The following is a 26,272-nucleotide window of genomic DNA, read 5'->3' on the forward strand; positions in this document are numbered from 1 at the left end:
CCGGTGACGCGATGAGCAAAGCCCCCGTTTTCGGGGGCTTTTGCTTCACATCCATCCAACCGGTTGCGTCATGCAGACAGGCTTAGAAGACCAGCTCGGTCTTTATCAGAAACGCATTCCCATCGTCACCCGCTCGGTGACGGGACGCTTTCGCCGTTTCAAAACCACGGTGCTGGCGCTGGCCTATGCGATCTATTTCCTGCTGCCCTGGCTGCCCTGGTCGCGTCTGGATGCGCCGGCACAGGCGGTGCTGTTCGATTTGCCGGGACGCCGGTTCCTGATTTTCGGCCTGACGGTCTATCCGCAGGACGTCATCTGGCTGGCGCTGCTCCTGTTCATCGCCGCTATCCTGCTGTTTTTCGTGACAGGTCTGGTCGGCCGCGCATTCTGCGGCTACTTCTGCTTCCAGACGCTATGGACCGACTTCTTCATCTGGATCGAGCACAAGATCCAGGGCGAGCGGCCGGCCCGGGTCCGCCTCTATCGCCAGCCTTGGGACCGCGAGAAAATCTTCAAGATCGGCGGCACCCACGCGCTGTGGGGGGTGGTGTCGTTCTGGACCGGGCTCACCTTCGTCGCCTATTTCACCTATGCGCCACAACTGGTGGTGGACTTTTTCACCGGCCAGGCCGCTTCAGCCGCCTACATCACGACCAGTATCCTGACGCTGTCGACCTATGCCGCGGCCGGCCTGATGCGCGAGCAGATCTGCACCTACGTCTGTCCTTACGGCCGTTTCCAGAGCGTGATGTACGAACCGGAAACGCTGGCCGTCCACTATGATGACCGCCGTGGCGAAGCGGCGCACGGTCGCGCCGCCGCGCGCGCCGGCCAGCGCACGCTGTCCGAGCGTCACGAAAAAGGCCTCGGCGACTGCGTCGACTGCGGCCTGTGCGTGCAGGTCTGTCCCGCCGGCATCGATATCCGCGATGGCCTGCAGTACAAGTGCATTTCCTGCGGCCTGTGCATCGACGCCTGCAACACCATCATGGATTCGTTCAATTTTCCGCGCGGCCTGATCCGCTACGATTCGGAACAGAACCTGGCGTCCCCCGCGCCCGCTCCCCCTAAACTGCACTGGAAGCGGCTGAAAATCATCGGCTACGGCGTGGCGCTGGTGCTGATGAGTGCCTATCTGGTCTACAGTATCGCCAGCCGTGGCAGCTTCGACCGTGCGATTACCCAGATCCGCCAGCCGCTGTATGTGGTGCTGTCCAACGGCGATATCCGCAACCGTTACCAGATCCGCATCACCAACAAGGCGGCGCAGGCGCAGACCTACGTCATCTCTGCTCAGGGCATCCCGGCGGATGCGCTCGATGTCGGCCACTTCCGCGAAATCACCATCAAGTCGGGCCACAGCGGGCTGGTGCAGGCCAGCGTCAGGCTGCCGCCCACAGTGGCGGCCAGAACGCCGGGCTTCGACTTGGTCCTGACGCCTAAGGGCAAGCCCGAGGACGCGCGCAAGGAGCGCGTCCGCTTCGACCACCCGGGGAAACGACCATGAACACGATGACCACGCTATCCGGCGGCCTGCTGGCTGTCCTTGTCCTCTACCAGATCGGCGGACGCTTCCCGACGCTGCCGCCCATTCTGCGCGCGCTGCTGGCCGGACTGTTGCCGCTGCTCGCGTATTTCCTGCTGATCGTCGGGCGCTGGCCGGGGCTCGATGTGGTGGCCATGCATATTTCGGTCTTTCTCGCCGCGGGCCTGGTGCTGTTTGCGGTGACCCAGTTCCGGCGCCGCAGCGCAGGGCGCATGCACTGGGCGCCCAAGCTGCTGATTGCTTTTTTCATGGGGCTGGTCGTGATCAACGGCAGCCTGTTGTATATCGCCAGCAACGGCCTGCCCGGGGAACTGGGGCGCTGGTGGCTGGGCAGCGACGGCGGCGCGGTCCACAGCGGATTTTCCGGCGTGGTCGAACATGGCCAGAGCGCGGCCAAGGCGGTGTCGTCCGAACTCAGCCAGACCCATCGCGAGTCCGAACTCGGCTGGCAGGTCGAGGTCGGCGGCTTGCACGGCAGCGACAGCTCGCGCGCAATCGAGGTGCGCGTGCGCGACCGCACCGGCCTGCCGGTCGAGCGCCTCGATGCCGAAGTGCGCCTGCTGCGCCCAGGTGCTACGCAAGCCTCACACACCGTCGCCCTCGATACGCTGGGCGCCGGCGTCTACGGCGGCATGCTGGCATTGCCGGCCGGCGGCCGCTGGCTGGTCGAGGTGCGCCTGCTGCGCGACCGCGCGCTGCAGTACCAGCAGACGCAGGAGCTGGCTGCGCCATGAGCGGCATCATGGGTTTCCTCTTCCTGTTGTCCGGCATTTTCGTGTTGCTGATCATCGCCGGGGTGTTCTGGTCGATCAAGAGCGGCCAGTTCGACGACCTGGAAGGGCCGGCCGAGCGCATCCTGATGGACGACGACGACCCCCTGCTGCCGAATCGCCGCTTGAGCGACAAGGATGAATAAATTAGAATTCGTTTATATCTGAATGGAGCCTGTACGATGAAACAGCTTTTGACTTTCCAAAGTTTCCCCATGGTGGTGGTGGTCGGCATGATCATCTGGGCCTGGATCAGCGTTCTGTCGGTCCTGGTCGCCTCGTTCTTCTGAGCGCGCTGCACCCCAAACAATTCAGCCCCGCAATGCGGGGCTGAATTGTTTGGGGTGTCGTTTGTTGACGGAAGAACGCCCGGCTTGGACGCCGCCGCATTACCAGTCTGCGCGAAACTGCAGTCCCCAGACTGGCGCAAGCGTGCGCCCATGCGTCATCGCGCCGGCCAGGCCGTCCCTGCCGCTTGTGTGCAGGCCAACCGGTTGCCACTGCAGCGACGTCTTGACCCCCAGCAAACGGTCGGTTTCCGCGCTCATCACGCCCAGCGGGTCGGTGATGAACAGCAGGGTCTTGTCTGACCAGTCGAAGGGGCCGGGTTTGGCGCGGATGCGTTTCCGTAATGGCGCGAACAGGTATTCTCCGACCAGCGCGCCCACCACGGGCGTGATCACCAGATCCTGCGCGGAGACGGGCTCCGCCAGCGCTTCCGCGCCATATTCGAAGAGCGTGGACAACAGGGCCGAATACCAGAAAGCCTGCATCCGGTCGAGGCCGCGTTCCCGTGCCTGAATGTAATATGCTGCGCCCCAGTAGGGATGCAGGACGTAGTTGATCCACCAGCGGTCTTCGTCCCACACCGGCTTGCTCACATTGTTGCGCCACTTGTCGAAGCTGTAGTTCCGCTTCTGCTCGCGGTCCCATCCGGAGATGCTCTCGGGTGCAACATACAGCACGGCGATGGCCGCAAACTGGTAGCCGAGGAAATAGCCGACATCGCGGCCAACACCCTGCCAATCCGGCGTTTCGGTCGATGTCCCCCGCCAGGAATATCCATTCGATTTCCCGCCAGGCTCGTCGCGCTGCGCGATACTGGGGTCAGGGCTGTGGCTGAATGACGCTGCTAGAGGTGTGGGCATGTGCCCGGCCATGCCGGACCATTCGGCGGGCGTGTCAGCTGCGGGAATGTCGGCAATCGCCAGCGCGACGCAGAACATGCTGCAGGCAAAACCGAGGAGGATGCGGTGAGGCGTGCGCATGTCGAACCTGTCATCACGGAATCTGAATGCTAGCAAATCTGCGCAGTCACGCAGCTGCGCGGGCTTGCTGCGAATAAAAAAGCAGCCCCGCATGGGGGCTGCTTTTAGGGGTCAGGGCTGACCGTCAGGCCGGGATCGCTGCCCGCATTTTCTGCAGCGCGCGTGCCTCGATCTGTCGGATGCGTTCGGCGGAGACGCCGTACTCCGCCGCCAGTTCGTGCAGCGTCGACGCTTGGCCCTCGGCCAGCCAGCGGGCCTGGATGATGCGGCGGCTGCGCGCGTCCAGGTTCTCCAGCGCAGTGGCGAGGCCCGTATGGCGCAGCTGTTCGGTCTGCTCGCGCTCCAGCAGCTGGGCCGGGTTCTCGTCCGGGCTGGCCAGATAGGCCAGCGGGCAATAGCTGTCCTCGCTGTCGTCGAGCATCGGGTCGATCGACATGTCGTGCCCCGACATGCGGGTCTCCATTTCCAGCACGTCCTTGCGGCTGACGTTGAGCTCCTTCGCCATGGCGTCGGCTTCCTTCAGCGTCAGTGCGTTGAGCGACTGCTTCAGGCTGCGCAGGTTGAAGAACAGCTTGCGCTGCGCCTTGGTGGTGGCGACCTTGACCAGCCGCCAGTTGCGTAGCACGTATTCGTGGATCTCGGCGCGAATCCAGTGCAGCGCGAACGAGACCAGGCGCACGCCGCGGTCCGGGTCGAAGCGCTTCACGGCCTTCATCAGCCCGACATTGCCTTCCTGGATGAGGTCGGCGTGCGGCAGGCCGTAGCCCAAGTAATGGCGCGCCACGCTCACCACCACGCGCAGGTGCGAAACCACCAACTGGCGGGCGGCCTCGACGTCCTGCTTGTCATGCCACGCGCGCGACAGCCGCTGCTCGTCTTCCAGCGTCAGCATGGGGTAGCGGTTGACGGTCTGGATGTAGCTTTCCAGGCTGTAAGCCGCCGGGATCGGTAACGTCATCGTGTCTGTCATGCGGATATACCCCCTTCAAATTTCATTTTAGCACTCGGATATTAAGAGTGCCAAAATCGGCCCGGGTTCCCCGGCCAGTATCAGGGCGCGGCTTCGACCTGGCGCAGCGACCGAGTGACCGAGAGCCAGGCGCCGAGCCAGCCGAACAGCGTGGTGAGTCCGAGCACGACGGCGATTTCGGTCGCAGAGGGGGGCAGCAGGTGGAAGCTCGAGCCGTACAGGCCGGACAGGTGTTCGACCGGCGTGCGCAGCCAGAGGCCGGCGCCGGCCAGTACGGTGCCGGCCGCGAGCCCGCCGAGCAGGCCCTGCAGCGCGCCCAGATAGAGGAAAGGGCGCCGGATGTAGCGGTCGGTGGCGCCGATCAGCCGGCTGACCTGGATTTCGTCGCGCCGGGCCAGCACCAACGCGCGGATGGCATTGCCTGAAATGGCGACCAGCGCAATCGCGAACAGGGCCGCCAGCAGCGCGACGCCGGCGCGGCCGAGCGCAAGCGCCGCCTGCAGGCGGTCGGCCCACTGGCTGTCGAGGTGGGTTTCCGCCACCCCGGGCAAGGCGCTCAGTTCGGTGGCAATCCGCATCATGGCCTCACGCGTGGTGTCGCGCGGGCGCACCACCCAGGCGTCGGGCAGGGGATTGCTGGCCAGGCCGGTAGTGACGTCGCCGAGGTCCTGCGCCGCGATCAGATCGGACAGCGCCTCGTCGCGCGACACGAAGCGGGCCGCGGCGATGTCGGGCTGCTTGAGCCGGGTGGCGATAGCAGATTGCTGGGCCGCCGCGACGCGGGCGTCGAGAAACACGCTGATTTCCGGCTGCGCCGGCAGGTCGCCCGCCAGCCGGCTGAGGTTGACCAGACCGAGATAAAGGCCGCTCGGCAGGCTGATCGCCACCCCCATCGCCAGCGCGGTGAGCAGCGTGGTGACCGGCTGCGCGCGCAGGCGCCGCAGCGCCGAGCCGAGCGCGTGCTTCTGGTGGCGCAGCCAGCCTACCATGACGTCGTCTCCGCCACCCGGCCGTGATCGAGCCTGAGCATGCGACCGCCCAGCGCGGTGATGGCGCGGTCGTCGTGGGTGGCAATCAGCAGTGTAGTGCCGACTTGATGAAAGTCGCGGAACATCGACATGATGTCGGCGGCATAGCCGGCGTCGAGGTTGCCGGTGGGCTCATCGGCCAGCAGCAGTGCGGGGCGGCCGACCAGCGCGCGGGCGATGCACAGGCGCTGCTGCTCGCCGCCCGACAGGCTGACCGGGTTGGCTTTTTCGCGCGCGAGCAGGCCGACCTTGTCGATGACCGCGCGGGCGCGCTTCAGCGCCTCGCGCCGCTCGAGTCCGGCGATGTCGAGCGGCAGCAGCACGTTCTCGATCACGTTGCGGTCGAACAGGAGCTTGTGGTCCTGGAACACCAGGCCGATGTTGCGGCGCAGGTAGGGAATGGCACGGCGCGGCAGACGTCCGACGTTCTGGCCGCTGACCGACACCACCCCGCTGGTCGGCCGTTCGATCGCGGCGATGAGCTTCAGCAGCGTGCTTTTGCCGGCGCCGGAATGCCCGGTCAGGAACACCAGTTCGCCTTGTTCGACGGTGAAGTTGACGCCCGACAGTGCCTCATGCCCGCCGGGGTAGCGCTTGGTGACCTGACTGAAATTGATCATGCCGTGCGCCGCTTCATAGAGTGAAAATTGCCTCGACGAATTCGCGTGCAACGAAAGGCCGCAGGTCGTCGACGGTTTCGCCCACGCCGATGTAGCGCACCGGGATCGGTCTCGCTTTCGCGATGGCCGCGATCGCGCCGCCCTTGGCGGTGCCGTCGAGCTTGGTCAGCACCAGGCCGGTCACGCCGAGCGCGTCGTCGAAGGCCTTGACCTGGGTGACCGCGTTCTGCCCGGTGTTGGCGTCGAGCACCAGCAGCACTTCGTGCGGGGCGCCGAGCGCGGCCTTTTCGATCACCCGCTTGACCTTCTTGATCTCTTCCATCAAATGCAGCTGGGTCGGCAGGCGACCGGCGGTGTCGGCCAGCACCACATCAATCTTGCGCGCCTGCGCGGCCTGAATGGCGTCGAAGATCACCGCGGCGGAATCGCCTTTTTCCTGGCTCACCACGGTGACATTGTTGCGCTCGCCCCAGACCTGCAGTTGCTCGCGCGCCGCGGCACGGAAGGTGTCACCCGCCGCCAGCAGCACCGACAGCCCCTGCGCCTGGTACAGCTTGGCAAGCTTGCCGATGGTGGTGGTTTTGCCGGCGCCGTTGACACCGGCCAGCATCAGGATGAAGGGCTTGTGCGTGGTGACGTCGAGCGGCGCCTGCAGCGGTGTCAGCAAGTCGACCAGCGCGTCTTTCAGCGCGGCCTGCAGGTCGGACGCTTCGGTGAGGTTTTCGCGCCGCACTTTTTTCTGCAGCGTGTCGAGCAGCGTCTGGGTGGCGTCGACGCCGATGTCGGCGGTGATGAGGATGGTTTCCAGTTCCTCGAACAGCGCGGCGTCGATCTTGCGTCCGACGCCAAACAGGCCGGACAGCTGGCCGCCCAGACGGTCGCGGGTCTTGGCGAGGCCGGCTTTCAGCCGCTGCGCCCACCCCGGGCGGGGCGCGGTCGATTCGACGGCAGGGACGTCGGCCGGCGCGTCGGCGGCGGGCGCGGGATCGGTGGGTTTGGGCTTGAAGAAACTAAACACGGAGGTGGGCGGTCAGCACAGCTGTTCGACGGACGCCCAATCTTATCATTCGGATGCGGCTTATCATTCAGGCTCAATCAATCAGGCTTAATCAATCAGGCTTAATCAATCAGAGGGACGAACATGCGCAGTCTTTGGGCAATCGGCCTGGCGGTGCTGCTGACAGGTGGCGCGCAGGCGACCTTGACCGACGTGACGCTGGAAAACGGCATGCGGGTCATCGTGAAGGAAGACCGGCGCGCGCCGGTGATGGTGTCGCAGGTGTGGTACCGCGCCGGATCGATCGACGAATTCAACGGCACCACAGGCGTTGCGCACGTGCTCGAGCACATGATGTTCAAGGGCACCAAGGCGGTGCCGCCGGGCGAGTTCTCCAAGCGCATCGCCGCGGCGGGTGGGCGCGAAAACGCCTTCACCAGCCGCGACTACACGGCATATTTCCAGCAGATGCAGAAGGACCGGCTCGAACTGTCGATGCAGCTGGAGGCGGATCGCATGGCCCATCTTGTCATCAGCGATGAACTGTTCGCCAAGGAAATCCAGGTGGTGATGGAAGAGCGTCGGTTGCGTACCGACGATCAGGCGCAATCGGTGGTGTACGAACGCCTGATGGCGACCGCCTACCAGACGCACCCCTATCGCCGCCCCATCATCGGCTGGATGGACGATTTGCAGAACATGACCGCGCAGGACGCGCGCGACTGGTATGCGCGCTGGTATGGGCCCAACAACGCCACCCTGGTGGTGGCGGGCGACGTGCAGGCCGACGCCGTGGTCGCGCTGGCGAAGCAGTATTTTGGCGCGCTGCCCGCGCGAGCCTTGCCGGAGCGCAAGCCGCAGGCAGAGCCCGAGCAGATCGGCACCAAGCGCATCGTGGTGAAAGCGCCGGCGCAGCTGCCCTACCTGCTGATGGCCTGGCATGCGCCCACGCTGCGCGACTGGGCGCGCGACAGCGAGCCCTATGCGCTGCAGATTCTGGCCGGCGTGCTGTCCGGCAACGATTCGGCGCGCCTGCAAAAGCGGCTGGTCAAGACGCAGCAGATCGCGGTCAACGCGAGCGCGGGGTATGACGCCGTCACGCGCGGGCCCGGCATGTTCATGATCGACGCGACGCCCGCGCAGGGCAAGTCGGTGGCTGAGCTTGAAAAGGCGATCCGCACGGAAATCGCGCGTGTGCAGCGCGAAGGCATCAGCGAGGCGGAGCTCACACGGGTCAAAGCGCAGGTCATCGCCGCCGATGTGTACCAGCGCGATTCGCTGTTTTATCAGGCCATGCAGCTGGGCGATTACGTGATTGCCGGCCTGCCCCCCGAGGCGCTGGAGCGACGGGTCGAGAAGCTGCGCGCGGTGACCGTGGCGGAAGTGCAGGCTGCCGCCAAAAAATGGCTGCAGGACGAACGCCTGAGTGTGGCCGAACTCGACCCGCAGCCGCTGCAGGCGAAGCTGCGCGCCGCTGCCGTGCCGGGAGTGCGCCATGCGAATTGAGGCGAAGGAAATGCGCGGAATGATGATCCGGATGGTTTTTGCATGCCTGCTGCTGGGCCTGCCGCTGGCGGCACAGGCCGCACTCGCGATCCAGCACTGGCAGACGCCGCAGGGTGCGCGGGTGTATTTTGTCGAAAGCCATGAGCTGCCGATGCTCGATGTCGCCGTGGATTTTCGCGCCGGCAGCGCGCGTGACCCGGCGGGCAAGTCGGGGCTGGCCCGGCTGACCCATGGCCTGCTCGACCAGGGGGCGGGCGGCCTGTCCGACACCGCCATCGCGCATCGGCTGGCCGATGTGGGCGCCGTGCTGTCGGGGCGCCTGGACCGCGACCGCGCCGGCGTGACCTTGCGCACGCTGTCGTCCGCGGCCGAAAAGGACAAGGCGCTCGATTTGCTCGCCCTGGTGTTGCAGCGCCCCGATTTTCCGCAGGCGGTGGTGAAGCGTGAGACGCAGCGTCTCATCGCCTCGATCCGCGAGGACGAGGCCGATCCCGGTGCGGTGGCCGGCAAGGCGTTTTATCGCGCGCTGTATGGCAGCCATCCCTATGCAAACGACGAATCCGGCGATCCCGCTGCGCTGGCGCGGCTGGCGCGCGGCGACCTGCAGGCGTTTTACCGCAGGCATTACAGCGCGTCCAATGCGGTGATTTCGCTGATGGGCGACATCAGCCGCGCCGAGGCCGAAGCCATCGCCACCCGGCTGGCGTCCGGCTTGCCGCGCGCCGCACCGGTGCCGGCCTTGCCGAAGCCGGTGCCCGCCGCCGTGTCCGATGCGCGCATCGCCCATCCGTCCACGCAAAGCCACGTGCGGTTCGGCGTCGTCGGCGTCGCGCGCAACGATCCCGATTTCTTTCCGCTCTTCGTCGGCAACTACGTACTGGGCGGCGGCGGCTTCGATTCGCGGCTGATGCGCGAGGTGCGCGACAAGCGCGGTTATGCCTACAGCGCCTACAGCTATTTCATGCCGATGCGGGAAGCCGGTCCGTTCCAGCTGGGCCTGCAGACCAAGCTGGAGCAGACCGATGACGCGCTGAACGTGGCACGGGACACGCTGCGGCAGTTCATCGCCGAGGGCCCGACCGAGGCCGAGCTCACGCAGGCCAAATCCAACCTCAGCGGCGGGTTTCCGCTGCGCATCGACAGCAACCGGAAAATCCTCGACTACCTGGCGATGATCGGCTTTTACAACCTGCCGCTGGATTATCTGGACACCTGGGTCGACCAGGTCAATGCGGTCGACGTGGCCGCGGTGAAACAGGCGTTCGCTCGCACCATCAACCCTGACGCGCTGGTGACCGTGGTGGTGGGGGCGGGGCGTGCTCGCTAAGCGCGCGCCGCCGCAACGGGCGCACGGAGCGCCCAACCGGGTGCGCATCATCGGCGGCCAGTACCGCCGTCGCCTGCTCGATTTTCCCGACAGCGCCGGCCTGCGCCCCACGCCCGACCGCGTGCGCGAAACACTGTTCAACTGGCTGGGACAGGACCTGCCGGGCTGGACCTGCCTCGACCTGTTTGCCGGCAGCGGGGCGCTCGGCTTTGAGGCGGCCTCGCGCGGCGCGGGGCGCGTGGTCATGATCGAACGCGATCGCGCCGCCCTCGACGCGCTGGAAAAAAACCGCGTCGTGCTGGGTGCGAAGCAGGTCGACATCCTACGCGCCGATGCGCTGGCCTGGCTGGCAAACAGCCGCGAGGCCTTCGACCTGATCTTCGTCGATCCGCCGTTCGACAGCGACCTTGCCGGACCGGTGCTGGCCGACCTGGCCCGTCATCTGAAATCCGGCGGCCAGGCCTATGTCGAACAGGGAACGGCGGTGATCGCGCCGCCGGGGTTTATCATGCATCGCAGCGGGCGCGCGGGGCGCTCGCATTTCGCCCTGCTGATAAAGGAATGAGTCCACGATGCTGACAGCCGTCTATCCCGGCACCTTCGACCCCATCACGCGCGGCCACGAGGACCTGGTGCGGCGCGCGGTCCGCCTGTTCGATCATGTCGTTGTCGCGGTGGCCGAGGCGCGCAACAAGCGGCCCTACTTCAGCATGGATGAACGCGTGGCGATGACACGCGAGGTGCTGGCCGACGTGACGCAGGTGCGGGTCGAGGGCTTTTCCGGCCTGCTGATCGATTTTGTCGCCGAGCAGGGCGCGGTCGCCGTGCTGCGGGGGCTGCGCGCGGCGTCCGACTTCGAATACGAATTCCAGCTGGCGGGCATGAACCGCAACCTCAAGCCCGACATCGAAACCCTGTTCCTGACGCCGTCGGACCAGTACATGTTCATTTCGGCCAGCATGATCCGCGAGATCGCGCAACTGGGCGGCGACGTGACGCCCTTCGTCCACCCATTGGTGGCCCGGCGATTAAGTGAGAAAATAAGCAAAAGCTGATATGACTCGGAGAACCCCATGTCAATGATGATCACGGACGAATGCATCAATTGCGACGTCTGCCTGCCCGAATGCCCCAACGACGCCATTTCCCAGGGCGATGAAATCTACATCATCGATCCCAACAAGTGCACCGAATGCGTCGGCCACTTTGATACGCCGCAATGTGTGGAAGTGTGCCCGGTCGACTGCATCCCTTTGAATCCGGATTACCCGGAAACCCGCGAGACGCTTCAGGAGAAATTCCTGCGCCTGACCGCCGCCAAGTAAGTCCAGGCACGTCGCTGCTCAGGCGATTTTGAAGAGGCGGCTCTCGCCCGGCTGATCGGACAGGGCGTGGCTGATGTGGGTGTTGATGCGCGCCAGCTGGTCCATCTGATCGCTCACCATTGCCATATTGGCTTCAAGCTCGGCAATGCGCTCGTCCAGCGTTTCGGTCGCGGCATGAATGCGGCTGACGCTTTCGATCCGGCGCTTGAGCTGAACCTTGTGCTCGCGCACCTGGGTTTCCATCGGCGCGATCAGGGCCTTCAGCCAGGCCTCGGTCTCGCGGTTGGCCAGTTCGAACACCCGCACCACTTCGCTCGCCAGCGTTTCGAAGAAGCGCGCGGTCAGCTGCTGCTGTCCTACGGTCAGCATCCTGAACATCGAGTTGAAGCGTTCGTCGAACACGCCCTCCAGCCGCGCCATTTCCTTGCGGTACTTGCGCAGGCTGAAATTCGGCGGGCTCACCGCAGCCAGACCGTGCTCGTCGCTGAATTTCCGGTACATCGCCGTCATCATGTTGCGGATTTCCCGGACCGATTCCGACGAGGTCTTCAGGTCGGCATCCATCTGGCGAAAGAAATGGCCCATCGCCTCGCGCAGGCCGGTGCTGAAGCGGCTTTTTTCCATGACCAGACGGGTCTCGCGCACGTTCTCGCGCACCACCCGCATGCTGAGATGGCTGCGCAGCACCTCGACCTGTTTGGCGAACACACTGCGCAGCGCATTGAACTGCAGCAGGCCGCGTTCGAACTGCTGCTGGTCTGCATTGGCCTTGACCATCATGTGCTGGATGACATCGCGGTTCTTGCCGCGCAGCCCTTCCAGTTCGTCGATCTGGTCCTGCAGCGTGGCGATCCGGGTTTCCAGCAGTTCGGTGGTCTTCACCACCACGTCTTCCACACCGCCCTGGGTCGATTCACCGACCAGTGCCTGCTTGCAGGGGATCAGTTCCTGCGACAGCGCCGACTCCAGCAGCGGCAGGCGGCTTCTCGCCAGCAGCGCGGGGTCGTTCTTCACCTTGGCCACCAGCGCCTTCTGCGCCGACACCGGGTAGACCTGGGCGGCCGGCAAGTCGAGCAGCGTCGCGCTGCCCGTCACCTGCTTGGCGATTTCGGCATTGATCTCGTCTTCGCTCCGGAGGTCGTCCCACAAACCGTCGATCTTGTTCAGCACCACCAGCCGCGCGCGACTGGCACCCTGCACCGGCGCGATATAGCGGCGCCAGATCTCGATGTCGGATTTGGTCACGCCGGTGTCGGCCGACAGCAAAAACAGCACCGCATGCGCACTGGGCAGCATGTTGAGCGTCAGTTCCGGTTCGGTGCCGATGGCGTTGAGTCCCGGCGTGTCGAGGATGACCAGGCCCTGTTTCAGCAGCGGATGCGGAAAATTGATCATCGCGTGGCGCCAGCGCGGTATCGCGATGCTGCCGTCGCGTGCCAGGTTGCGCGCCGTTTCCTCGTCGTCCTGGTTGATCAGGCCATAGGCCTCGGCGGTGGCGGCGTCGACCGACATCGTGTCGGACAGGCGCATCAGGGTCGCGCTCATCTCATCGGCAGAGTCGAGGTTGAGCGGGAATTCGGTCCAGGCGTCGTCGTCGCGCTTAAATTCCGCAATGCTGCCCGCCCGGGTCTTGGTTTCGATCGGCAGCAGCCGCAGTACAGGGCGTCGGGTCGGCGTGTAATACAGCTCGGTGGGGCACATCGTGGTGCGCCCGGCGGACGACGGCAGGACCCGCTGCCGATAGTCGGAAAAGAAAATCGCGTTGATTAGCTCGGATTTGCCGCGCGAGAATTCGGCGACGAAGGCCACGTTCAGCGTGTCCGTCTGCAGGCGTTCGAGCAACTGGTTCAACTGGCGTTCGGATTCCGCATCGCCCAGTTCCTGCGCGTTGAGCCAGTCGCGCAGCGCCTCGACGCGGACGTACACGGCGTCGCGCCAGGCGCTGTAGTGCTCGAACTCGTCAACCAGCGTCATGAGCTTCATGCGGGCAAACCGCCTGATAAGAAACGATTATTTAACGGAAATTTCATCACAAACTTGATCCAGGAAAGGGGCTCAGCGCTGGCAGGCCGGGCAGTAGAAGCTTGCGCGCTGGCCCTGCACGATGCGGCGAATCGGGGTGTTGCATACCTTGCAAGGCTGGCTTTCACGATCGTACACCCGTGTCTGCAGCTGAAAATACCCCAGTTCGCCGTCGCTGGCGACATAGTCGCGCAAGGAGCTGCCACCCGCGGCAATCGCCGCGGCCAGCACCCGCTTGATCGCCGCCGCCAGCCGTTCGCAGGCCGGACGGCTGAGCCGGCGGGCGGCGGTGGCGGGTCGGATGCCGGCATGAAACAGCGATTCCGACGCATAAATATTGCCGACGCCGACCACCACCTGCGCGTCCATGATGACCTGCTTGATGGCGGCGCTGCGGCGTTGGCACTGTGCATGCAGATAGGCCGCGTCGAACGCGGCGGTGAGCGGCTCCGGCCCCAGATGCGCCAGCAGCGGGTGTTGTGTGGCGTCGTCGGTCCACAGCACCGCGCCGAAACGGCGCGGGTCGCGCAGCCTGAGCGTGGTGCCGTCGTCGAACAGCCAGTCGATGTGGTCGTGCAGCGCGGCGGGCTCGTCCGGCGCGGCAAAGCGCAGGCTGCCCGACATGCCCAGGTGCACGATCTGCGTGGCGGTGCCGAAGCCGAACAACAGGTATTTGCCGCGCCGGTCGAGCGCCTGCAGCGGCAAACCGGCCAGCCGGGCTTCGAGGTCATCCGGCACCGGCCAGCGCAGGCGCGGGTTGCGCACCACGATGCGCTTGAGCGTGCGGCCCTGCAGCCGGGGCAGCAGGCCGAGGCGGGTGGTTTCGACTTCGGGCAGTTCGGGCATGGGGGGCAACTGAGGAACCGGGCTGTCGATGATACGCGTTCCGCATGCGGGTTTGCCCCGCAGGGGAACCGAACCGATACACTGCCATTCTCACCGTGGGCATTTCGCTCCTGACATGTTGTCTCCAATTTGAATACTCGACTCTCCTTGCTGCTGGTGATGCTGGTCAGCAGTGCGGCCTCGGCTGCGGATCCCTTCCTCGTCATGGCGCGCACGCTGCCGTCGCCGGCGGCCGAACTGCGTCCGGCGGAAGCCTGCGAGGCGACCGCCGTGGTGGGCACGCTCACGCTGGCGCGCGCGGTCGAGCGCGCGCTGTGCGCCAACCCCGCCACCCGCAGCGCCTGGCTGACGGCGCGGCTGCGGGCCGCCGAGCTGGGGCAGGCGCAAAGCGCCTACCTGCCGGAGGTTTCCCTGAGTGCCCGGCTGGCACGCGGGGGCGACGATCTGCTGCCGAACGACCGCAGCGCCTGGCAGCTCGGGCTGGATGCGCAGTATCTGCTGTACGACTTTGGCGGCCGGGCCGCGCGCCGCGACGCGGCCGAAGCCTTGCTGGCTGCCGCGCATGCCAGCCACGACGCCAGCGTGCGCGTACTCTACCTGCAAACCGTCACCGCCTATTTCAGCTTGGCCACCGCGCAGGGTGCGGTGGCGGCGGCGCGCGAGGCCGAGGCGTCCGCGCTCGAAGCGCTGAAAGCCGCAACAGCGCGGGTGGAAGCGGGCACCGGCATTCCGGTCGACCGCCTGCAGGCGAAAACGGTCTACACCCAGCGCGAAATCGAGCGGATACGTGCCGAAGGCGAAGCCGCGCGGCTTAGAGGCGAGCTGGCGGCGCTGATGGGCGACGTCGGTCAGACGGCCTGGCAGCTGGCCGACGACGAGGCCGCGTTCGGCCAGGCGCTCGAACCCGGCGGCGCGGTCGACGCGCTGATCGACGCCGCGCGCGCCCGCCGCCCGGAATTCCGTGCCGCCGAAGCCACGCTGCTGGCGCGCGAAGCCGGGGTGCGCAACGCCGAGGCAGCCGGCAAGCCGCGGCTGTCCACGTTCTTTTCCAGCGGCCGGCAGGACGGCGGCATCCAGGTCGCCAACAGTTCCAGCGTGGGCGTCAACCTGACGATTCCGCTGTTTACCGGCTACCGCAACACCTACGAGATTGCCGCCGCACAAACCCAGGCCGAGCTGGCGCGGGTCGAGCGCGACCGCGTGGTCAACCAGGTGGCGCTCGAGGTGTGGCGTGCGTACTACCGACTGCAGAGCGAAACCGAGGCGGACCGTCGCAGCGCCGATCTGGTGGAAAGCGCGGCGGCGGCGGAACGGCTGGCACTCGGGCGCTACAAGGCGGGGCTGGGCATCCTGCTCGACGTGCTGAGCGCGCAGGCGAATCTGGCGCAGGCACGCCAGTCCCAGTTACTGACCCGGCTGGGGCTGCGGGTGGTGCGCGCCGAACTGGCACAGGCGATGGGTGAATTGAGCTGGGACTGGATGGAACCGGTTCCACAGGAAGGCATGCAATGAAGAAAACAGGGATGGTGGTCGTGCTGGTCGCTGCGGTGGCGGCAGGCGGTTGGTGGTGGAGCACGCGCGACAAGACGGCCGAGCCGCAATACCGCACCGAGATCGTGGACCGCGGCGACATCCGCGCCGAGGTGTCGGCCAACGGCACGCTCAACCCGGTGACACTGGTCAACGTCGGCACCCAGGTGTCGGGCACGGTGCGGCGCATCGAGGCGGATTTCAACCAGCAGGTGAAGGCCGGGCAGATTCTCGCCGAGCTCGATCCCGCGCTGTTCCAGGCGGCGCTGGCGCAAAGCAGCGCCAACCTGGCCAACGCGCAGGCGCAATTGAGACTGGCCGAGGCCAATGCCACGCGCATGCAGACGCTGTTTGAGCAGGAATACGTGTCGCGCCAGGAACTCGACCAGACACGGGCGGCGCGCGAGCAGGCGATGGCGCTGGTGCGGGTGGCGCGCGCGCAGGTGACGCGCGACCAGACCAATCTGGGCTTCACGGTGATCCGTTCGCCGGTCGACGGCACCGTGATCAACCGCCAGGTCGACGTCGGTCAGACCGTCGCGGCGAGCTTCCAGACGCCGACGTTGTACCAGATCGGCAAGGATCTGACGCAGATGCAGATCGATTCCACCGTGTCGGAAGCCGATATCGGCCAGATCAAGGTGGGACAGCCGGTGAAATTCCGCGTCGATGCGTTTCCCGATGCCGAATACAGCGGCGCGGTGCGGCAGGTGCGGCTGAACGCGACCACCGAGCAGAACGTCGTCACCTACAACGTGGTGGTCAACGTCGCCAACCCCGACCTTGCGCTGATGCCGGGCATGACCGCCAACCTGCGCGTGGAAGTCGAAACCCGTCCCGATGTGCTGCGGGTGCCGACCGCGTCGCTGCGTTTCCGCCCGCCGACCGACCCGAACGCTGAGCGCGGCAGCACGCCGCGCGGCGCGGCGGTGCACGTGCTGGGTGCAGACGGCAAGCCGGTGCGGGTGGCGGTCAAGACCGGCATCAGCGACAAGGCCTGGACCGAGATCGTCTCCGGCGAGCTGAAGCCGGGTGATGCGGTGATCGTGGCTGATCTCAAAGCCCAAAAGGACGCCAACAGCAGCATGCCGCGCGGGCGCCTCTTTTAATGGCCGCACCGGATTCATTGGCCGTACCGGGCAAGCCGCTGATTCAAGTGGAGAACCTAGAAAAGGACTACCCCACCGGCGCCGGCGTGTTCCAGGCGCTGCGCGGGGTGAGCCTGGAGATCGCCGCGGGCGAGTTCGTCGCCATCATGGGCGCGTCGGGCTCGGGCAAGAGCACCTTCATGAACCTGCTCGGCTGCCTTGATCGCCCGACCCGCGGCAGCTATCACCTCGACGGCATCGACGTCAGCAGCATGTCGTCGGACCAGTTGGCGGCGCTGCGCAACCGCGAAATCGGCTTCGTGTTCCAGGGCTTCAACCTGCTGCCCAAGCTGACTTCACTCGACAACGTCGCCCTGCCGCTGATGTACGCCGGCATGGGCCGCCAGGCGCGACGGCAGCAGGCGCAGGCGGTGCTCGAGCGGGTCGGCCTGGGCGATCGCTCGCACCACACGCCGCTGCAGCTGTCGGGCGGCCAACAGCAACGGGTGGCGATCGCGCGCGCGTTGGCGAGCCGTCCGCGCATCATTTTTGCCGACGAGCCGACCGGCAACCTCGACAGCGAAACCAGCCACCAGGTGATGGGCTTTTTCAGCCAGCTTAACCGCGAGGAGGGCATCACGCTGGTGCTGGTGACCCATGAGGCCGACATCGCTGCGTACGCGCGGCGCCGCATCCGCTTCCAGGACGGCCGCGTGATCGAGGACGTGGCCACGGCCACGGCGGCCGCATGATTTTCACCAGCTTGTTCGAGACCGCATGGCACGCGCTCACCACCCACCGCATGCGCAGCTTCCTCACCATGCTCGGCATGATGATCGGGGTGGCGGCGGTGATCCTGATGCTGGCGATCGGACAGGGTGCGCAGGCGATGGTGCGCGGCGCGATCGAATCGATGGGCAGTAATCTCCTGATCATCATGTCTGGCGCCTCCACCACCGGCGGCGCGCGGGTGGCGATGGGCAGCGCGCCCACGCTCACCTTCGACGACGCCGACGCCATCCGCGACCTGCCGGACGTGCTGGCAGCGTCGCCGGTGACGCCCGGCAGCGCACAACTGATCTATGGCGGCGTCAACTGGAGTTCCTCGGTGTTCGGCACCTCGCCGGACTACGCCGTGGTGCGCGACTGGCCGATGGACTCGGGCGGTTTCTTCAGCGAGTCCGACGTGCGCAGCGGCGCGCGGGTGACGGTGATCGGCCAGGTGGTGGCGCGCGAACTGTTCGGCGACGAGGACCCGATCGGCAAGGTCATCCGCATCCGCCAGGCGCCGTTCGAGGTGATCGGCGTACTCGCTGCCAAGGGCCAGAGCCTGGACGGGCGCGACCAGGATGACCTGGTGATCGTGCCGATCACCAGCGCGCAGCAGAAGATCTTCAGCGGCAGCCTGCGCAACCGTGCCCGCTTCATCATGGCGCAGGCGACCTCGGAAAAAACCATGGACGCCGCTGAGTCGGCGATCAACGAACTGCTGCGCAACCGCCACCGCATCGGCGTCGGGCAGGAGGACGACTTCACCGTGCGCAACCTGACCGCGATCGCCGAGGCGGCCGCGTCGACCACCCGCATCATGAGCCTGCTGCTCGGTGCGATCGCCGCGATTTCGCTAATCGTGGGCGGCATCGGCATCATGAACATCATGCTGGTGTCGGTGACCGAGCGCACCCGCGAAATCGGCATCCGGATGGCGATCGGCGCGCGCCGCCGCGACGTGCTGTGGCAGTTCCTGATCGAAGCGCTGACGCTGTCGCTGTTCGGCTGTGCCATCGGACTGGCGCTGGGCGTCGGCGGTGCCTGGCTGGTCGCCCAGTTCGCCGGCCTGCCGGTCGAGGTGACCGCGGCCTCGGTGCTGATGGCGGTGGGAGTGTCCTTCCTGATTGGCGTGTTTTTCGGCTTTTATCCGGCGCGGCGCGCCGCCAGCCTCGATCCGATCGAGGCGCTGCGCACACAATGACAGGGCCGGCCGAGTGAACCTTGCTTGCAGGCGGGCATCGAACGCTTAGAATCGTGCCAGGCACTCCCTCTTTAAGGCTTCAACATGGCTCAATTTAAAATCCTTTCCTTGTGCGCAGCCTTGCTGACTGCAAGTGCGTGCAGCCAGCCTGGAATCAGGGCGTCGCAGCCGGCTGACGTGCAAACACAGGCGGCAGTGGACGCACAGGCGGAACGCAGCGCCGAAGCAGCGGCCGAACTTGCGGCCCAACATGAGGCGATGGCGCTGGCCAAGGCGCAGGCCGCGCTGCCCAAACAGCCGCTCACGCCGGATCTGCTGTTCAAGTTCCTGGTGGCCGAAGTCGCCGGCCAGCGTGGCGCCATCGGCGTCGCCCAGTCGACCTATCTCGATCTTGCGCGGCAGACGCAGGACCCGCGCGTGGCGCGGCGGGCGGTCGAGGTGTCGATGTTTGCGCGCAACCAGCCCGGCGCGCTGGAAGCCGCCCGACTCTGGGCTGCATCCGATGCAGATTCCGAACGCGCACGCCAGACCCTGGCGGCCTTGCTGCTGAGCGAAGGCCAGATGGAGGAAGTCGAGCCAATCCTGCGGACCCTGCTGCAGAGCAATACGGCCAACGGGTTTTTGCATCTGTCGGCCCTGATGGGCAAATTGCGCGACACCCAGGCCGCGCTGGCGCTGGTTGAGCGCCTGGCGGCCGACCATCCGACCTTACCGGAGGCGCAGTTTGCGATTGCCCAGGCCGCGGCGGCGGCCGGGCGCTTCGACACCGCCCTTGCCGCGCTGGAGCGGGCCGACGCGTTGCGCCCCGGCTGGGAACCTGCCGCGCTGCGCCGCGCGCAACTGATCGGCAAAACCTCGAACGCCGACGCCATCCATTTCATGCGCGATTTTCTGGTGCGCCATCCGGACGCCCGCGATGTGCGGCTGGGCTATGCGCGCGCGCTGGTCAATGCCAACCAGTTCGCCGATGCTCGTACCGAATTCACCCGTCTGACCACTGATTTTCCGCAGAATGCCGAGATCAGCCTGGCGGCTGGCCTGTTGTCGTTCCAGATGGGCGACCACGCCGCGGCGCGCGATTTGCTGACCCGGACGCTGGAATTCAGCCCGCGCGACGCCGACATCGTGCAGTACTACCTGGGCCAGGTGGCCGAGCAGATGAAGCAGCCCGAGGCGGCGCTCGCCCACTACGATGAAGTCCAGTCCGGCAATTATCTGGTGCCGGCACGTGCGCGCCAGGCTGCGCTCTTGGCGCGTGTCGGCAGGTCGGATGAGGCGCGCGCCCTGCTGGCGGCCACGCGTGGCGAAAACGATGCGCAGAACGTGCGTTTGATCCAGGCACAGGCCGAATTGCTGCGCGAGAGCAAGGCATCCGAGGCGGTCTACGAAATGCTGTCGGAAGGCCTGAAGCGCTACCCCGATTCGGCGGAACTGCTCTACGACCGCGCCATGGCAGCGGAAAAACTGGACAAGCTTGACGTGCTCGAGGCCGACCTGCGCCGCGTGATCGTGCTGCGCCCCGATGACGCCCAGGCCTACAACGCGCTGGGCTATACCCTGGCCGACCGCACCGATCGGCTGGCCGAAGCGATCGTCCTGCTGGACAAGGCGCTGGCGCTGGCGCCGGAGGATCCGTTCATACTCGACAGCGTGGGCTGGGCGCAATACCGCTCGGGCAACCTGGCGCGTGCGCAGGAGTACCTCGAGCGCGCCTACAAGGTGCGCCCCGATCCGGAAATCGCCGCGCACCTGGGCGAAGTGCTGTGGGCGCGCGGCCAGCGCGACGAGGCCGGCAAGCTGTGGCAGTCCAGCCTGCATGTCCATCCGCAGAACGAATTGCTGCTGGAAACCCTGCGGCGCCACGCGCACTGATGCGTCGCCTTGCCGCGATTGCGCTGTGCGCGCTGGTACTGGGCGGCTGTGCCTCGGTGGCGCCGGTTGCGCGCGTCGACACACCGCTTCCTGCCCTGTCGCCCAACTGGACCCTGCAGGGCCGCATCGGCGTGCAGAGCGGCGAGCAGAGTCTGTCGGGCCGGATCCAGTGGCAGCACCGTGCGGACTCCGATGACGTGCTGATGACCTCGCCGCTGGGACAGGGCGTGGCCCGCATCGTGCGCGATGCCGACGGCGTTATGCTCGAAGTGCCGAACCAGCCCGCGCGCCGCGCCGCCGATGCCGAGACGCTGACGCGCGAGGCGCTGGGCTATGTGCTGCCGGTAGCCGGGCTGGCCTGGTGGGTGCAGGGCCGGCCCGCCCCCACCGGCCCGTTCGAGTCGACCCCCGACGCCAGCGGGCGGGTTGCCCAGTTGAAGCAGGATGGCTGGGTGATCGATTACCTGGAATACGCCGCCGATGCGCGTCCGCGCCGCATGGTGGTCGCGCGCGAGGGCCTGCAAATCCGCCTGGTGGCGGACAGTTGGCTGATTCAATGAGCCACGCCTACCCCGCGCCCGCCAAGCTCAACCTGTTTCTGCACGTCATCGGCCGTCGCGCCGACGGCTATCACCTGCTGCAAAGCGTGTTCCGCCTGATTGACCGTGCCGACACCGTGCACCTCGAACTGCGCGACGACGGCCGCGTGGTGCGCGAGGGCGACCTCCCGGGGGTGCCGGAAGACAGCGACCTGACCGTGCGCGCGGCGCGCCTGCTGCAGGCACATGCCCCGGCCGGCGCCGGCGTGAACATCCGGCTCGACAAGATTCTGCCGCTGGGCGGCGGGCTGGGCGGCGGCAGTTCAGATGCCGCGACGGTGCTGCTGGCGCTTAACCATCTGTGGCAGGTCAATTTATCGCGCGAAACCCTGCAAACGCTGGCCCTCGAGCTGGGCGCCGACGTGCCGGTGTTCGTGTTTGGGCAGACGGCGTTTGCCGAGGGGGTGGGGGACATCCTGCAGCCGATCGCAGTGTCGCCGGCCTGGTATGTGGTTTTGACGCCGCCGGTGCAGGTGCCGACTGCCGCGATATTTGCTGCGCCGGAATTGACACGCGACACGCCAGCCCTCAAAATAGCGCCCTTTTCCGCAGGCGCGGGCCGGAATGATCTGCAGCCGGTGGTCGTTCGGCGTTACCCCGAAGTGGCTCGTCATCTCGAATGGCTGGGACGGTTTGGCGAGGCCCGCATGACCGGTTCAGGCGCCTGCGTGTTCGCATCCTTCGAGACGGAAGACGCAGCGCGGGACGTACTGCGTCAGCTGCCTGAAACGATGCGGGGATTTGTGGCGCAGGGGCTCGACAGGCATCCGCTGTTCGGTTTTTGCGCCTGAGCAGGACCCATTTATTGGGGAGTCGCCAAGTGGTAAGGCATCGGATTTTGATTCCGACATTCGTAGGTTCGATCCCTACCTCCCCAGCCAGATTGAGCGAGCAGCCGCCGGTGGCGGCTGTTTTTGTTGTGATGTTGCCTAGCCCTCGGAGGCTCGCGTGTCCATAGACAACCTGATGGTGTTTACCGGGAATGCCAACCCGCGTCTCGCCGGCGATGTGGCGCGCCATCTCAACATCCATCTCGGACGGGCCACGGTGTCGCGCTTTTCCGATGGCGAGGTGATGGTCGAGATTCTCGAGAACGTGCGCGGCAAGGACGTGTTCATCCTGCAGTCGACCTGTCAGCCGACCAACGACACGCTGATGGAAGTGATGGTGATGGTCGATGCGCTGAAGCGCGCCTCGGCCGGCCGCATCACCGCCGCCATTCCGTATTACGGCTACGCGCGCCAGGACCGCCGCACCCGCTCGGCACGGGTGGCAATCACCGCCAAGGTGGTGGCCAACATGCTGCAGGGCGCCGGCCTGGACCGGGTACTGACGATGGACCTGCACTCCGACCAGATTCAGGGCTTTTTCGACATACCGGTCGACAACATCTATTCCAGCCCGATCCTGCTGGGCGACATCTGGAAGCGCAACCACCCGAACCTGATGGTGGTGTCGCCCGACGTCGGCGGCGTGGTGCGGGCGCGGGCGATTGCCAAGCGGCTGGAGTGCGATCTGGCGATCATCGACAAGCGCCGCCCGAAGCCGAACGTGGCGAAGGTGATGCACATCATCGGCGATGTGAAGGACCGCACCTGCATCATCATGGACGACATGGTCGACACCGCGAATACGCTGTGCGAGGCGGCCAATGCGCTGAAAGAGCATGGCGCGAAAAAGGTCATGGCCTACTGTACCCATGCGGTGCTGTCCGGCAGTGCGGTCGAGCGCGTGACGCATTCCGCGATCGACGAGCTGGTGGTGACCGACACCATTCCGTTGCGCGACGATGCGCGCGGCTGCGCAAAAATCCGGCAATTGTCGGTGGCTGAACTGCTGGCGGAAACCATCCGCCGCATCAGCAATGAGGATTCTGTCAGTTCGCTATTCATAGAGTAAGCAGCATTGAATAGCGAACCGGGAATGCCCCTGGTCGCGGGGGCTGCACCATGCGTTGCCCATTTCGGGTGATGCATTTATTAGCAGTTATTTAGGAGAAGTCTCATGGAAATCGAAGTCATCGCCTTCAAACGCGAAGCGCAAGGGTCGAGTGCGAGCCGCCGCCTGCGCAGCACCGGCAAGGTCCCCGGCATCGTTTACGGCGGCACCGACGCCCCGATGCAGATCGAACTGGATCACAATGCGCTCTACCACGCGCTGCGCAAGGAAGCGTTCCACGCCTCCGTGCTGTCGCTGACCGTGGACGGCAACAAACAAAGCGTGCTGTTGCGCGACACCCAGTGGCATCCCTACAGGCAGCAGGTGCTGCACGTCGACTTCCAGCGTGTCGACAAGACGCACAAGATCCACGTCAAGGTCCCGCTGCACTTCCTGAACGAAGAGACCGCGCCTGGCGTCAAGACCGGCGGCGGCAAGGTCAGCCACGTGGTGACCGAGCTCGACGTGACCTGTCTGCCGGGCAACCTGCCCGAGTACATCGAAGTCGACATCGGCGCGCTGGAACTGGGTCATTCCATCCATGCGAACGATCTCAAGTTGCCCGATGACGTGGAATTCGTTGCGCACATTCAGCATGAGAACCCCGCGGTGGTGACGATCACGCTGCCCAAGGGCATGAAGTCGGACGAGATTGCACCCGAGACGCCTGCTGAACCCGCAGCGTGAGTCTGAACGCAACCCGCCCACGGTTGCGTGGTGAGCCGTCATGACGGCTCCCCGCCTGATTGTCGGCCTCGGTAACCCGGGGCGCGACTACGAAGAAACCCGGCACAATGCCGGGTTTTGGTTTTGCGCGCGCCTCGCGCACGGGTGGGGCCTGCCGCTGGCGCACGAGTCGCGCTTTCACGGCATCGTCGGCCGCCGCGGACCGCTCTGGATGCTGCTGCCGCAGACCTTCATGAACCGCTCCGGTCAGGCGGTCGGCGCGCTCGCGCGCTTCCATCGCATCGAGCCGGCGGAAATCTTGGTGGTGCACGACGAGCTCGACATTCCGCCAGGCCAGTTGCGCCTCAAGTTCGGCGGCGGCATGGGCGGACACAATGGTCTCAAGGACATCACCGCGCATCTGGGCACGCAGGACTACTGGCGGTTGCGAATCGGCATCGGCCATCCGGGCGACCGCAACGAAGTCGTCAACTATGTGCTGAAGCCGCCGCGCCGTGAGGAGCAGGCCGACATCGATGCGGCGATCGAACGCGCGGTGGACCTGATGCCGCTGATCGAACAAGGCGAGTGGAACGCCGCCACCCAGCGCGCCAACACCAAACCCACCCCATCCCAGGAAAAACCATGAGTCTCAAGTGCGGCATCGTTGGCCTGCCCAACGTCGGAAAATCCACCCTGTTCAACGCGCTGACCCAGGCGGGCATTGCGGCGGAGAATTATCCCTTCTGCACCATCGAGCCGAATACCGGCGTGGTCGAAGTGCCGGATCCGCGCCTGGCGCAGCTGGCCGAGATCATCACGCCCCAGCGCGTCGTGCCGGCGATCGTCGAATTCGTCGACATTGCCGGCCTGGTCGCGGGTGCCTCCAAAGGTGAGGGCCTGGGCAACCAGTTTCTGGCAAATATCCGCGAAACGGACGCGATCTGCCACGTTGTGCGCTGTTTTCATGACGAAAACGTGATTCACGTTGCCGGCAAGGTCGATCCGCTGTCGGATGTGGAAACCATCGCTACCGAGCTGGCGCTCGCCGACCTGGCAAGTGCCGAGAAAGCCCTGATCCGCTACGAAAAAGCGGCGCGCGGCGGCGACAAGGAGGCGAAAGTCATCGTCGAAGCCCTGAAGCCGGTGCTGACTGCGCTGAACGAGGGCCGCCCTGCACGCGCCGCCGGGCTCGACGCCGAGGGCATGGAGGCGATCAGGTCGCTGTGCCTGATGACGGTCAAGCCCACGCTGTATGTCGCCAACGTCAGCGAAGACGGTTTTCACGACAACCCCATGCTGGATGCGCTGAAAGCCTTTGCGGACAAGGAAGGTGCGCCGGTGGTGCCGGTATGTGCGGCGCTGGAGGCCGAATTGCAGGAATTGTCGCCGGAAGACCGCCTGGAATACCTGAAGGAGCTGGGCTGGGACGAGCCCGGCCTCAACCGCCTGATCCGCGCCGCCTATGATTTGCTCGGCCTGCAGACCTATTTCACCGCCGGGGTCAAGGAAGTACGGGCCTGGACCATCCACAAGGGCGACACCGCGCCGCAGGCGGCCGGCGTCATCCACACCGATTTCGAGCGCGGTTTCATCCGCGCCCAGACCATCGCATTTGACGATTTCATTGCCTGCAAGGGCGAGCAGGGGGCCAAGGAGGCAGGCAAGATGCGTGCCGAGGGCAAGGAATACGTCGTCAAGGACGGTGACGTGCTGAATTTCCTGTTCAACGTATAACGGCGGATTTACGCCGGCAGTGTTTGACACCACCTCGCTAAGCCCCCTATAATCTCGCGCTTCGTTTGGGTGGGGTTCCCGAGCGGTCAAAGGGATCAGACTGTAAATCTGACGGCTCTGCCTTCGAAGGTTCGAATCCTTCCCCCACCACCAGATTTTGCAGGTCGAGCAGGGCGAAGCGGGTGTAGCTCAATGGTAGAGCTGAAGCCTTCCAAGCTTAAGACGAGGGTTCGATTCCCTTCACCCGCTCCAGTTTTTGTAATGGGCTTATTTGGTTGTTGTAAGTCCAAGGCCCATGTAGCTCAGTGGCAGAGCACTCCCTTGGTAAGGGAGAGGTCGGCAGTTCAATCCTGCCCATGGGCACCAGATTTTAGGTGCCCGCCGATTAAGGTTGGCGCACCCGTTTTAGGTGTCGCCGTTTATTTATTAAGGTGGCGCACCGGTTTGATTAAGTAGTTGTCAAAGTCGTCGCATCGTTACTTGTGCAAAATTGAGGGGTACTTGAAATGGCTAAGGAAAAATTCGAGCGGACCAAACCGCACGTAAACGTTGGCACCATTGGACACGTTGACCACGGCAAGACCACCTTGACCGCGGCGATCACCACCATTCTGGCGAAGAAGTTTGGCGGTGCTGCCAAGAAGT

27 protein-coding genes and 4 tRNA genes are annotated in these 26,272 nt (G+C 65.4%); 24 read left to right on the top strand and 7 right to left on the bottom strand.

Annotation, left to right across the window (positions count from 1 at the left end):
* The first annotated feature begins 70 nt into the window (after positions 1-70).
* Genes ccoG through ccoS form a run of 3 tightly spaced genes read left to right on the top strand, consistent with a single transcriptional unit; the run spans position 71 to position 2,462 of the window.
* The gene (ccoG, locus tag Q8R61_RS09750; RefSeq protein WP_305536671.1) at positions 71-1,507 is read left to right on the top strand and encodes a cytochrome c oxidase accessory protein CcoG; all 1,437 of its coding nucleotides are present in this window, start codon (positions 71-73) and stop codon (positions 1,505-1,507) included.
* Positions 1,504-2,280: a FixH family protein gene (locus Q8R61_RS09755; RefSeq protein WP_305536673.1), complete on the top strand. Its 777-nt coding sequence runs from the start codon at positions 1,504-1,506 to the stop codon at positions 2,278-2,280. The genes ccoG and Q8R61_RS09755 overlap by 4 nt, the downstream gene beginning before the upstream one ends.
* Complete coding sequence (ccoS, locus tag Q8R61_RS09760; RefSeq protein WP_305536674.1) at positions 2,277-2,462, top strand: cbb3-type cytochrome oxidase assembly protein CcoS; 186 nt, start codon at positions 2,277-2,279, stop codon at positions 2,460-2,462. Before Q8R61_RS09755 ends, ccoS begins: the two co-directional genes overlap by 4 nt.
* Before the next feature lie 243 nt (positions 2,463-2,705).
* Here ccoS and Q8R61_RS09765 read toward each other — a convergent pair whose 3' ends face one another.
* The 5 genes from Q8R61_RS09765 to ftsY all read right to left on the bottom strand — a co-directional run bounded on the left by Q8R61_RS09765 (position 2,706) and on the right by ftsY (position 7,220).
* Positions 2,706-3,677, bottom strand: coding sequence for a DUF3943 domain-containing protein (locus Q8R61_RS09765; RefSeq protein WP_305536676.1), 972 nt, complete (start codon positions 3,675-3,677; stop codon positions 2,706-2,708).
* A gap of 31 nt (positions 3,678-3,708) precedes the next feature.
* Positions 3,709-4,554: an RNA polymerase sigma factor RpoH gene (gene rpoH, locus Q8R61_RS09770; RefSeq protein ID WP_305536678.1), complete on the bottom strand. Its 846-nt coding sequence runs from the start codon at positions 4,552-4,554 to the stop codon at positions 3,709-3,711.
* A gap of 80 nt (positions 4,555-4,634) precedes the next feature.
* On the bottom strand, positions 4,635-5,543 hold the full coding sequence (gene ftsX, locus Q8R61_RS09775; RefSeq protein ID WP_305536680.1) for a permease-like cell division protein FtsX: 909 nt from the start codon (positions 5,541-5,543) through the stop codon (positions 4,635-4,637).
* On the bottom strand, positions 5,537-6,202 hold the full coding sequence (ftsE, locus tag Q8R61_RS09780; protein WP_305536682.1) for a cell division ATP-binding protein FtsE: 666 nt from the start codon (positions 6,200-6,202) through the stop codon (positions 5,537-5,539). Before ftsE ends, ftsX begins: the two co-directional genes overlap by 7 nt.
* Before the next feature lie 13 nt (positions 6,203-6,215).
* The gene (ftsY, locus tag Q8R61_RS09785; protein ID WP_305536684.1) at positions 6,216-7,220 is read right to left on the bottom strand and encodes a signal recognition particle-docking protein FtsY; all 1,005 of its coding nucleotides are present in this window, start codon (positions 7,218-7,220) and stop codon (positions 6,216-6,218) included.
* 123 nt (positions 7,221-7,343) lie between these two features.
* On the opposite strand from ftsY, the gene Q8R61_RS09790 reads away from it, so the two are divergent.
* The 5 genes from Q8R61_RS09790 to Q8R61_RS09810 are packed head-to-tail and all read left to right on the top strand — an operon-like array spanning position 7,344 to position 11,357.
* Entirely contained in the window at positions 7,344-8,705 is a 1,362-nt protein-coding gene (locus tag Q8R61_RS09790; RefSeq protein ID WP_305536686.1) for a pitrilysin family protein, read from the top strand.
* A 19-nt stretch (positions 8,706-8,724) separates the two neighbouring features.
* Positions 8,725-10,032, top strand: a complete 1,308-nt coding sequence (locus Q8R61_RS09795; RefSeq protein ID WP_305536728.1) for a pitrilysin family protein — start codon at positions 8,725-8,727, stop codon at positions 10,030-10,032.
* The gene (gene rsmD / locus Q8R61_RS09800) at positions 10,022-10,597 is read left to right on the top strand and encodes a 16S rRNA (guanine(966)-N(2))-methyltransferase RsmD (RefSeq protein WP_305536688.1); all 576 of its coding nucleotides are present in this window, start codon (positions 10,022-10,024) and stop codon (positions 10,595-10,597) included. Before Q8R61_RS09795 ends, rsmD begins: the two co-directional genes overlap by 11 nt.
* Before the next feature lie 7 nt (positions 10,598-10,604).
* Positions 10,605-11,087, top strand: coding sequence for a pantetheine-phosphate adenylyltransferase (coaD, locus tag Q8R61_RS09805; RefSeq protein ID WP_305536690.1), 483 nt, complete (start codon positions 10,605-10,607; stop codon positions 11,085-11,087).
* 18 nt (positions 11,088-11,105) lie between these two features.
* Positions 11,106-11,357 carry a YfhL family 4Fe-4S dicluster ferredoxin gene (locus tag Q8R61_RS09810; protein WP_305536692.1) on the top strand — a complete coding sequence of 84 codons (252 nt, stop codon included), beginning with the start codon at positions 11,106-11,108 and terminating at the stop codon, positions 11,355-11,357.
* Positions 11,358-11,375: 18 nt separating this feature from the next.
* Here Q8R61_RS09810 and Q8R61_RS09815 read toward each other — a convergent pair whose 3' ends face one another.
* Positions 11,376-13,340: a dynamin family protein gene (locus Q8R61_RS09815; RefSeq protein ID WP_305536694.1), complete on the bottom strand. Its 1,965-nt coding sequence runs from the start codon at positions 13,338-13,340 to the stop codon at positions 11,376-11,378.
* A 72-nt stretch (positions 13,341-13,412) separates the two neighbouring features.
* Positions 13,413-14,225, bottom strand: coding sequence for a bifunctional DNA-formamidopyrimidine glycosylase/DNA-(apurinic or apyrimidinic site) lyase (gene mutM, locus Q8R61_RS09820; RefSeq protein ID WP_305536696.1), 813 nt, complete (start codon positions 14,223-14,225; stop codon positions 13,413-13,415).
* A 129-nt stretch (positions 14,226-14,354) separates the two neighbouring features.
* On the opposite strand from mutM, the gene Q8R61_RS09825 reads away from it, so the two are divergent.
* The 16 genes from Q8R61_RS09825 to Q8R61_RS09900 form a co-directional block, all read left to right on the top strand.
* On the top strand, positions 14,355-15,737 hold the full coding sequence (locus Q8R61_RS09825) for a TolC family protein (protein ID WP_305536698.1): 1,383 nt from the start codon (positions 14,355-14,357) through the stop codon (positions 15,735-15,737).
* Complete coding sequence (locus Q8R61_RS09830; protein WP_305536699.1) at positions 15,734-16,864, top strand: efflux RND transporter periplasmic adaptor subunit; 1,131 nt, start codon at positions 15,734-15,736, stop codon at positions 16,862-16,864. The genes Q8R61_RS09825 and Q8R61_RS09830 overlap by 4 nt, the downstream gene beginning before the upstream one ends.
* Positions 16,864-17,595, top strand: coding sequence for an ABC transporter ATP-binding protein (locus Q8R61_RS09835; RefSeq protein WP_305536700.1), 732 nt, complete (start codon positions 16,864-16,866; stop codon positions 17,593-17,595). The genes Q8R61_RS09830 and Q8R61_RS09835 overlap by 1 nt, the downstream gene beginning before the upstream one ends.
* Entirely contained in the window at positions 17,592-18,815 is a 1,224-nt protein-coding gene (locus tag Q8R61_RS09840) for an ABC transporter permease (RefSeq protein WP_305536701.1), read from the top strand. The genes Q8R61_RS09835 and Q8R61_RS09840 overlap by 4 nt, the downstream gene beginning before the upstream one ends.
* Before the next feature lie 177 nt (positions 18,816-18,992).
* Positions 18,993-20,687, top strand: coding sequence for a tetratricopeptide repeat protein (locus Q8R61_RS09845; protein WP_305536703.1), 1,695 nt, complete (start codon positions 18,993-18,995; stop codon positions 20,685-20,687).
* Complete coding sequence (gene lolB, locus Q8R61_RS09850) at positions 20,687-21,247, top strand: lipoprotein insertase outer membrane protein LolB (RefSeq protein WP_305536705.1); 561 nt, start codon at positions 20,687-20,689, stop codon at positions 21,245-21,247. Before Q8R61_RS09845 ends, lolB begins: the two co-directional genes overlap by 1 nt.
* Positions 21,244-22,077 (top strand): 4-(cytidine 5'-diphospho)-2-C-methyl-D-erythritol kinase, encoded by an 834-nt coding sequence (ispE, locus tag Q8R61_RS09855; RefSeq protein ID WP_305536707.1) that lies wholly within the window; start codon positions 21,244-21,246, stop codon positions 22,075-22,077. The genes lolB and ispE overlap by 4 nt, the downstream gene beginning before the upstream one ends.
* Positions 22,078-22,092: 15 nt before the next feature.
* Positions 22,093-22,167 (top strand) — tRNA-Gln (locus tag Q8R61_RS09860).
* Positions 22,168-22,234: 67 nt separating this feature from the next.
* A complete protein-coding gene (locus Q8R61_RS09865; protein WP_305536709.1) occupies positions 22,235-23,185 on the top strand; it encodes a ribose-phosphate pyrophosphokinase in 951 nt (316 codons plus the stop codon).
* 105 nt (positions 23,186-23,290) lie between these two features.
* Positions 23,291-23,911: a 50S ribosomal protein L25/general stress protein Ctc gene (locus Q8R61_RS09870; RefSeq protein ID WP_305536711.1), complete on the top strand. Its 621-nt coding sequence runs from the start codon at positions 23,291-23,293 to the stop codon at positions 23,909-23,911.
* 40 nt (positions 23,912-23,951) lie between these two features.
* The gene (pth, locus tag Q8R61_RS09875) at positions 23,952-24,539 is read left to right on the top strand and encodes an aminoacyl-tRNA hydrolase (protein ID WP_305536713.1); all 588 of its coding nucleotides are present in this window, start codon (positions 23,952-23,954) and stop codon (positions 24,537-24,539) included.
* Complete coding sequence (gene ychF, locus Q8R61_RS09880) at positions 24,536-25,627, top strand: redox-regulated ATPase YchF (RefSeq protein ID WP_305536715.1); 1,092 nt, start codon at positions 24,536-24,538, stop codon at positions 25,625-25,627. Before pth ends, ychF begins: the two co-directional genes overlap by 4 nt.
* Before the next feature lie 68 nt (positions 25,628-25,695).
* Positions 25,696-25,780 (top strand) — tRNA-Tyr (locus Q8R61_RS09885).
* Positions 25,781-25,805: 25 nt separating this feature from the next.
* Positions 25,806-25,879, top strand: a tRNA-Gly gene (locus Q8R61_RS09890).
* 39 nt (positions 25,880-25,918) lie between these two features.
* Positions 25,919-25,993 (top strand) — tRNA-Thr (locus Q8R61_RS09895).
* A gap of 140 nt (positions 25,994-26,133) precedes the next feature.
* Positions 26,134-26,272 (top strand): GTP-binding protein (locus Q8R61_RS09900; RefSeq protein ID WP_305536730.1); only part of this gene is annotated, 139 nt, incomplete at its 3' end.

It is taken from the genome of Thiobacillus sp., from assembly GCF_030696885.1.
Classification (GTDB): Bacteria; Pseudomonadota; Gammaproteobacteria; order Burkholderiales; family Thiobacillaceae; genus Thiobacillus.

Coding starts and splice junctions, on each gene's coding strand:
- Q8R61_RS09765 (WP_305536676.1), bottom strand. CDS start 3,677: ATGCGGGGCTGCTTTTTTATTCGCAGCAAGCCCGCGCAGCTGCGTGAC.
- mutM (WP_305536696.1), bottom strand. CDS start 14,225: ATGCCCGAACTGCCCGAAGTCGAAACCACCCGCCTCGGCCTGCTGCCC.
- coaD (WP_305536690.1), top strand. CDS start 10,605: ATGCTGACAGCCGTCTATCCCGGCACCTTCGACCCCATCACGCGCGGC.
- ccoS (WP_305536674.1), top strand. CDS start 2,277: ATGAGCGGCATCATGGGTTTCCTCTTCCTGTTGTCCGGCATTTTCGTG.
- Q8R61_RS09835 (WP_305536700.1), top strand. CDS start 16,864: ATGGCCGCACCGGATTCATTGGCCGTACCGGGCAAGCCGCTGATTCAA.
- ftsX (WP_305536680.1), bottom strand. CDS start 5,543: ATGGTAGGCTGGCTGCGCCACCAGAAGCACGCGCTCGGCTCGGCGCTG.
- Q8R61_RS09840 (WP_305536701.1), top strand. CDS start 17,592: ATGATTTTCACCAGCTTGTTCGAGACCGCATGGCACGCGCTCACCACC.
- Q8R61_RS09790 (WP_305536686.1), top strand. CDS start 7,344: ATGCGCAGTCTTTGGGCAATCGGCCTGGCGGTGCTGCTGACAGGTGGC.
- Q8R61_RS09870 (WP_305536711.1), top strand. CDS start 23,291: ATGGAAATCGAAGTCATCGCCTTCAAACGCGAAGCGCAAGGGTCGAGT.
- Q8R61_RS09810 (WP_305536692.1), top strand. CDS start 11,106: ATGTCAATGATGATCACGGACGAATGCATCAATTGCGACGTCTGCCTG.
- ispE (WP_305536707.1), top strand. CDS start 21,244: ATGAGCCACGCCTACCCCGCGCCCGCCAAGCTCAACCTGTTTCTGCAC.
- pth (WP_305536713.1), top strand. CDS start 23,952: ATGACGGCTCCCCGCCTGATTGTCGGCCTCGGTAACCCGGGGCGCGAC.
- Q8R61_RS09830 (WP_305536699.1), top strand. CDS start 15,734: ATGAAGAAAACAGGGATGGTGGTCGTGCTGGTCGCTGCGGTGGCGGCA.
- lolB (WP_305536705.1), top strand. CDS start 20,687: ATGCGTCGCCTTGCCGCGATTGCGCTGTGCGCGCTGGTACTGGGCGGC.
- Q8R61_RS09795 (WP_305536728.1), top strand. CDS start 8,725: ATGATGATCCGGATGGTTTTTGCATGCCTGCTGCTGGGCCTGCCGCTG.
- ychF (WP_305536715.1), top strand. CDS start 24,536: ATGAGTCTCAAGTGCGGCATCGTTGGCCTGCCCAACGTCGGAAAATCC.
- rpoH (WP_305536678.1), bottom strand. CDS start 4,554: ATGACAGACACGATGACGTTACCGATCCCGGCGGCTTACAGCCTGGAA.
- ccoG (WP_305536671.1), top strand. CDS start 71: ATGCAGACAGGCTTAGAAGACCAGCTCGGTCTTTATCAGAAACGCATT.
- Q8R61_RS09755 (WP_305536673.1), top strand. CDS start 1,504: ATGAACACGATGACCACGCTATCCGGCGGCCTGCTGGCTGTCCTTGTC.
- Q8R61_RS09815 (WP_305536694.1), bottom strand. CDS start 13,340: ATGAAGCTCATGACGCTGGTTGACGAGTTCGAGCACTACAGCGCCTGG.
- ftsE (WP_305536682.1), bottom strand. CDS start 6,202: ATGATCAATTTCAGTCAGGTCACCAAGCGCTACCCCGGCGGGCATGAG.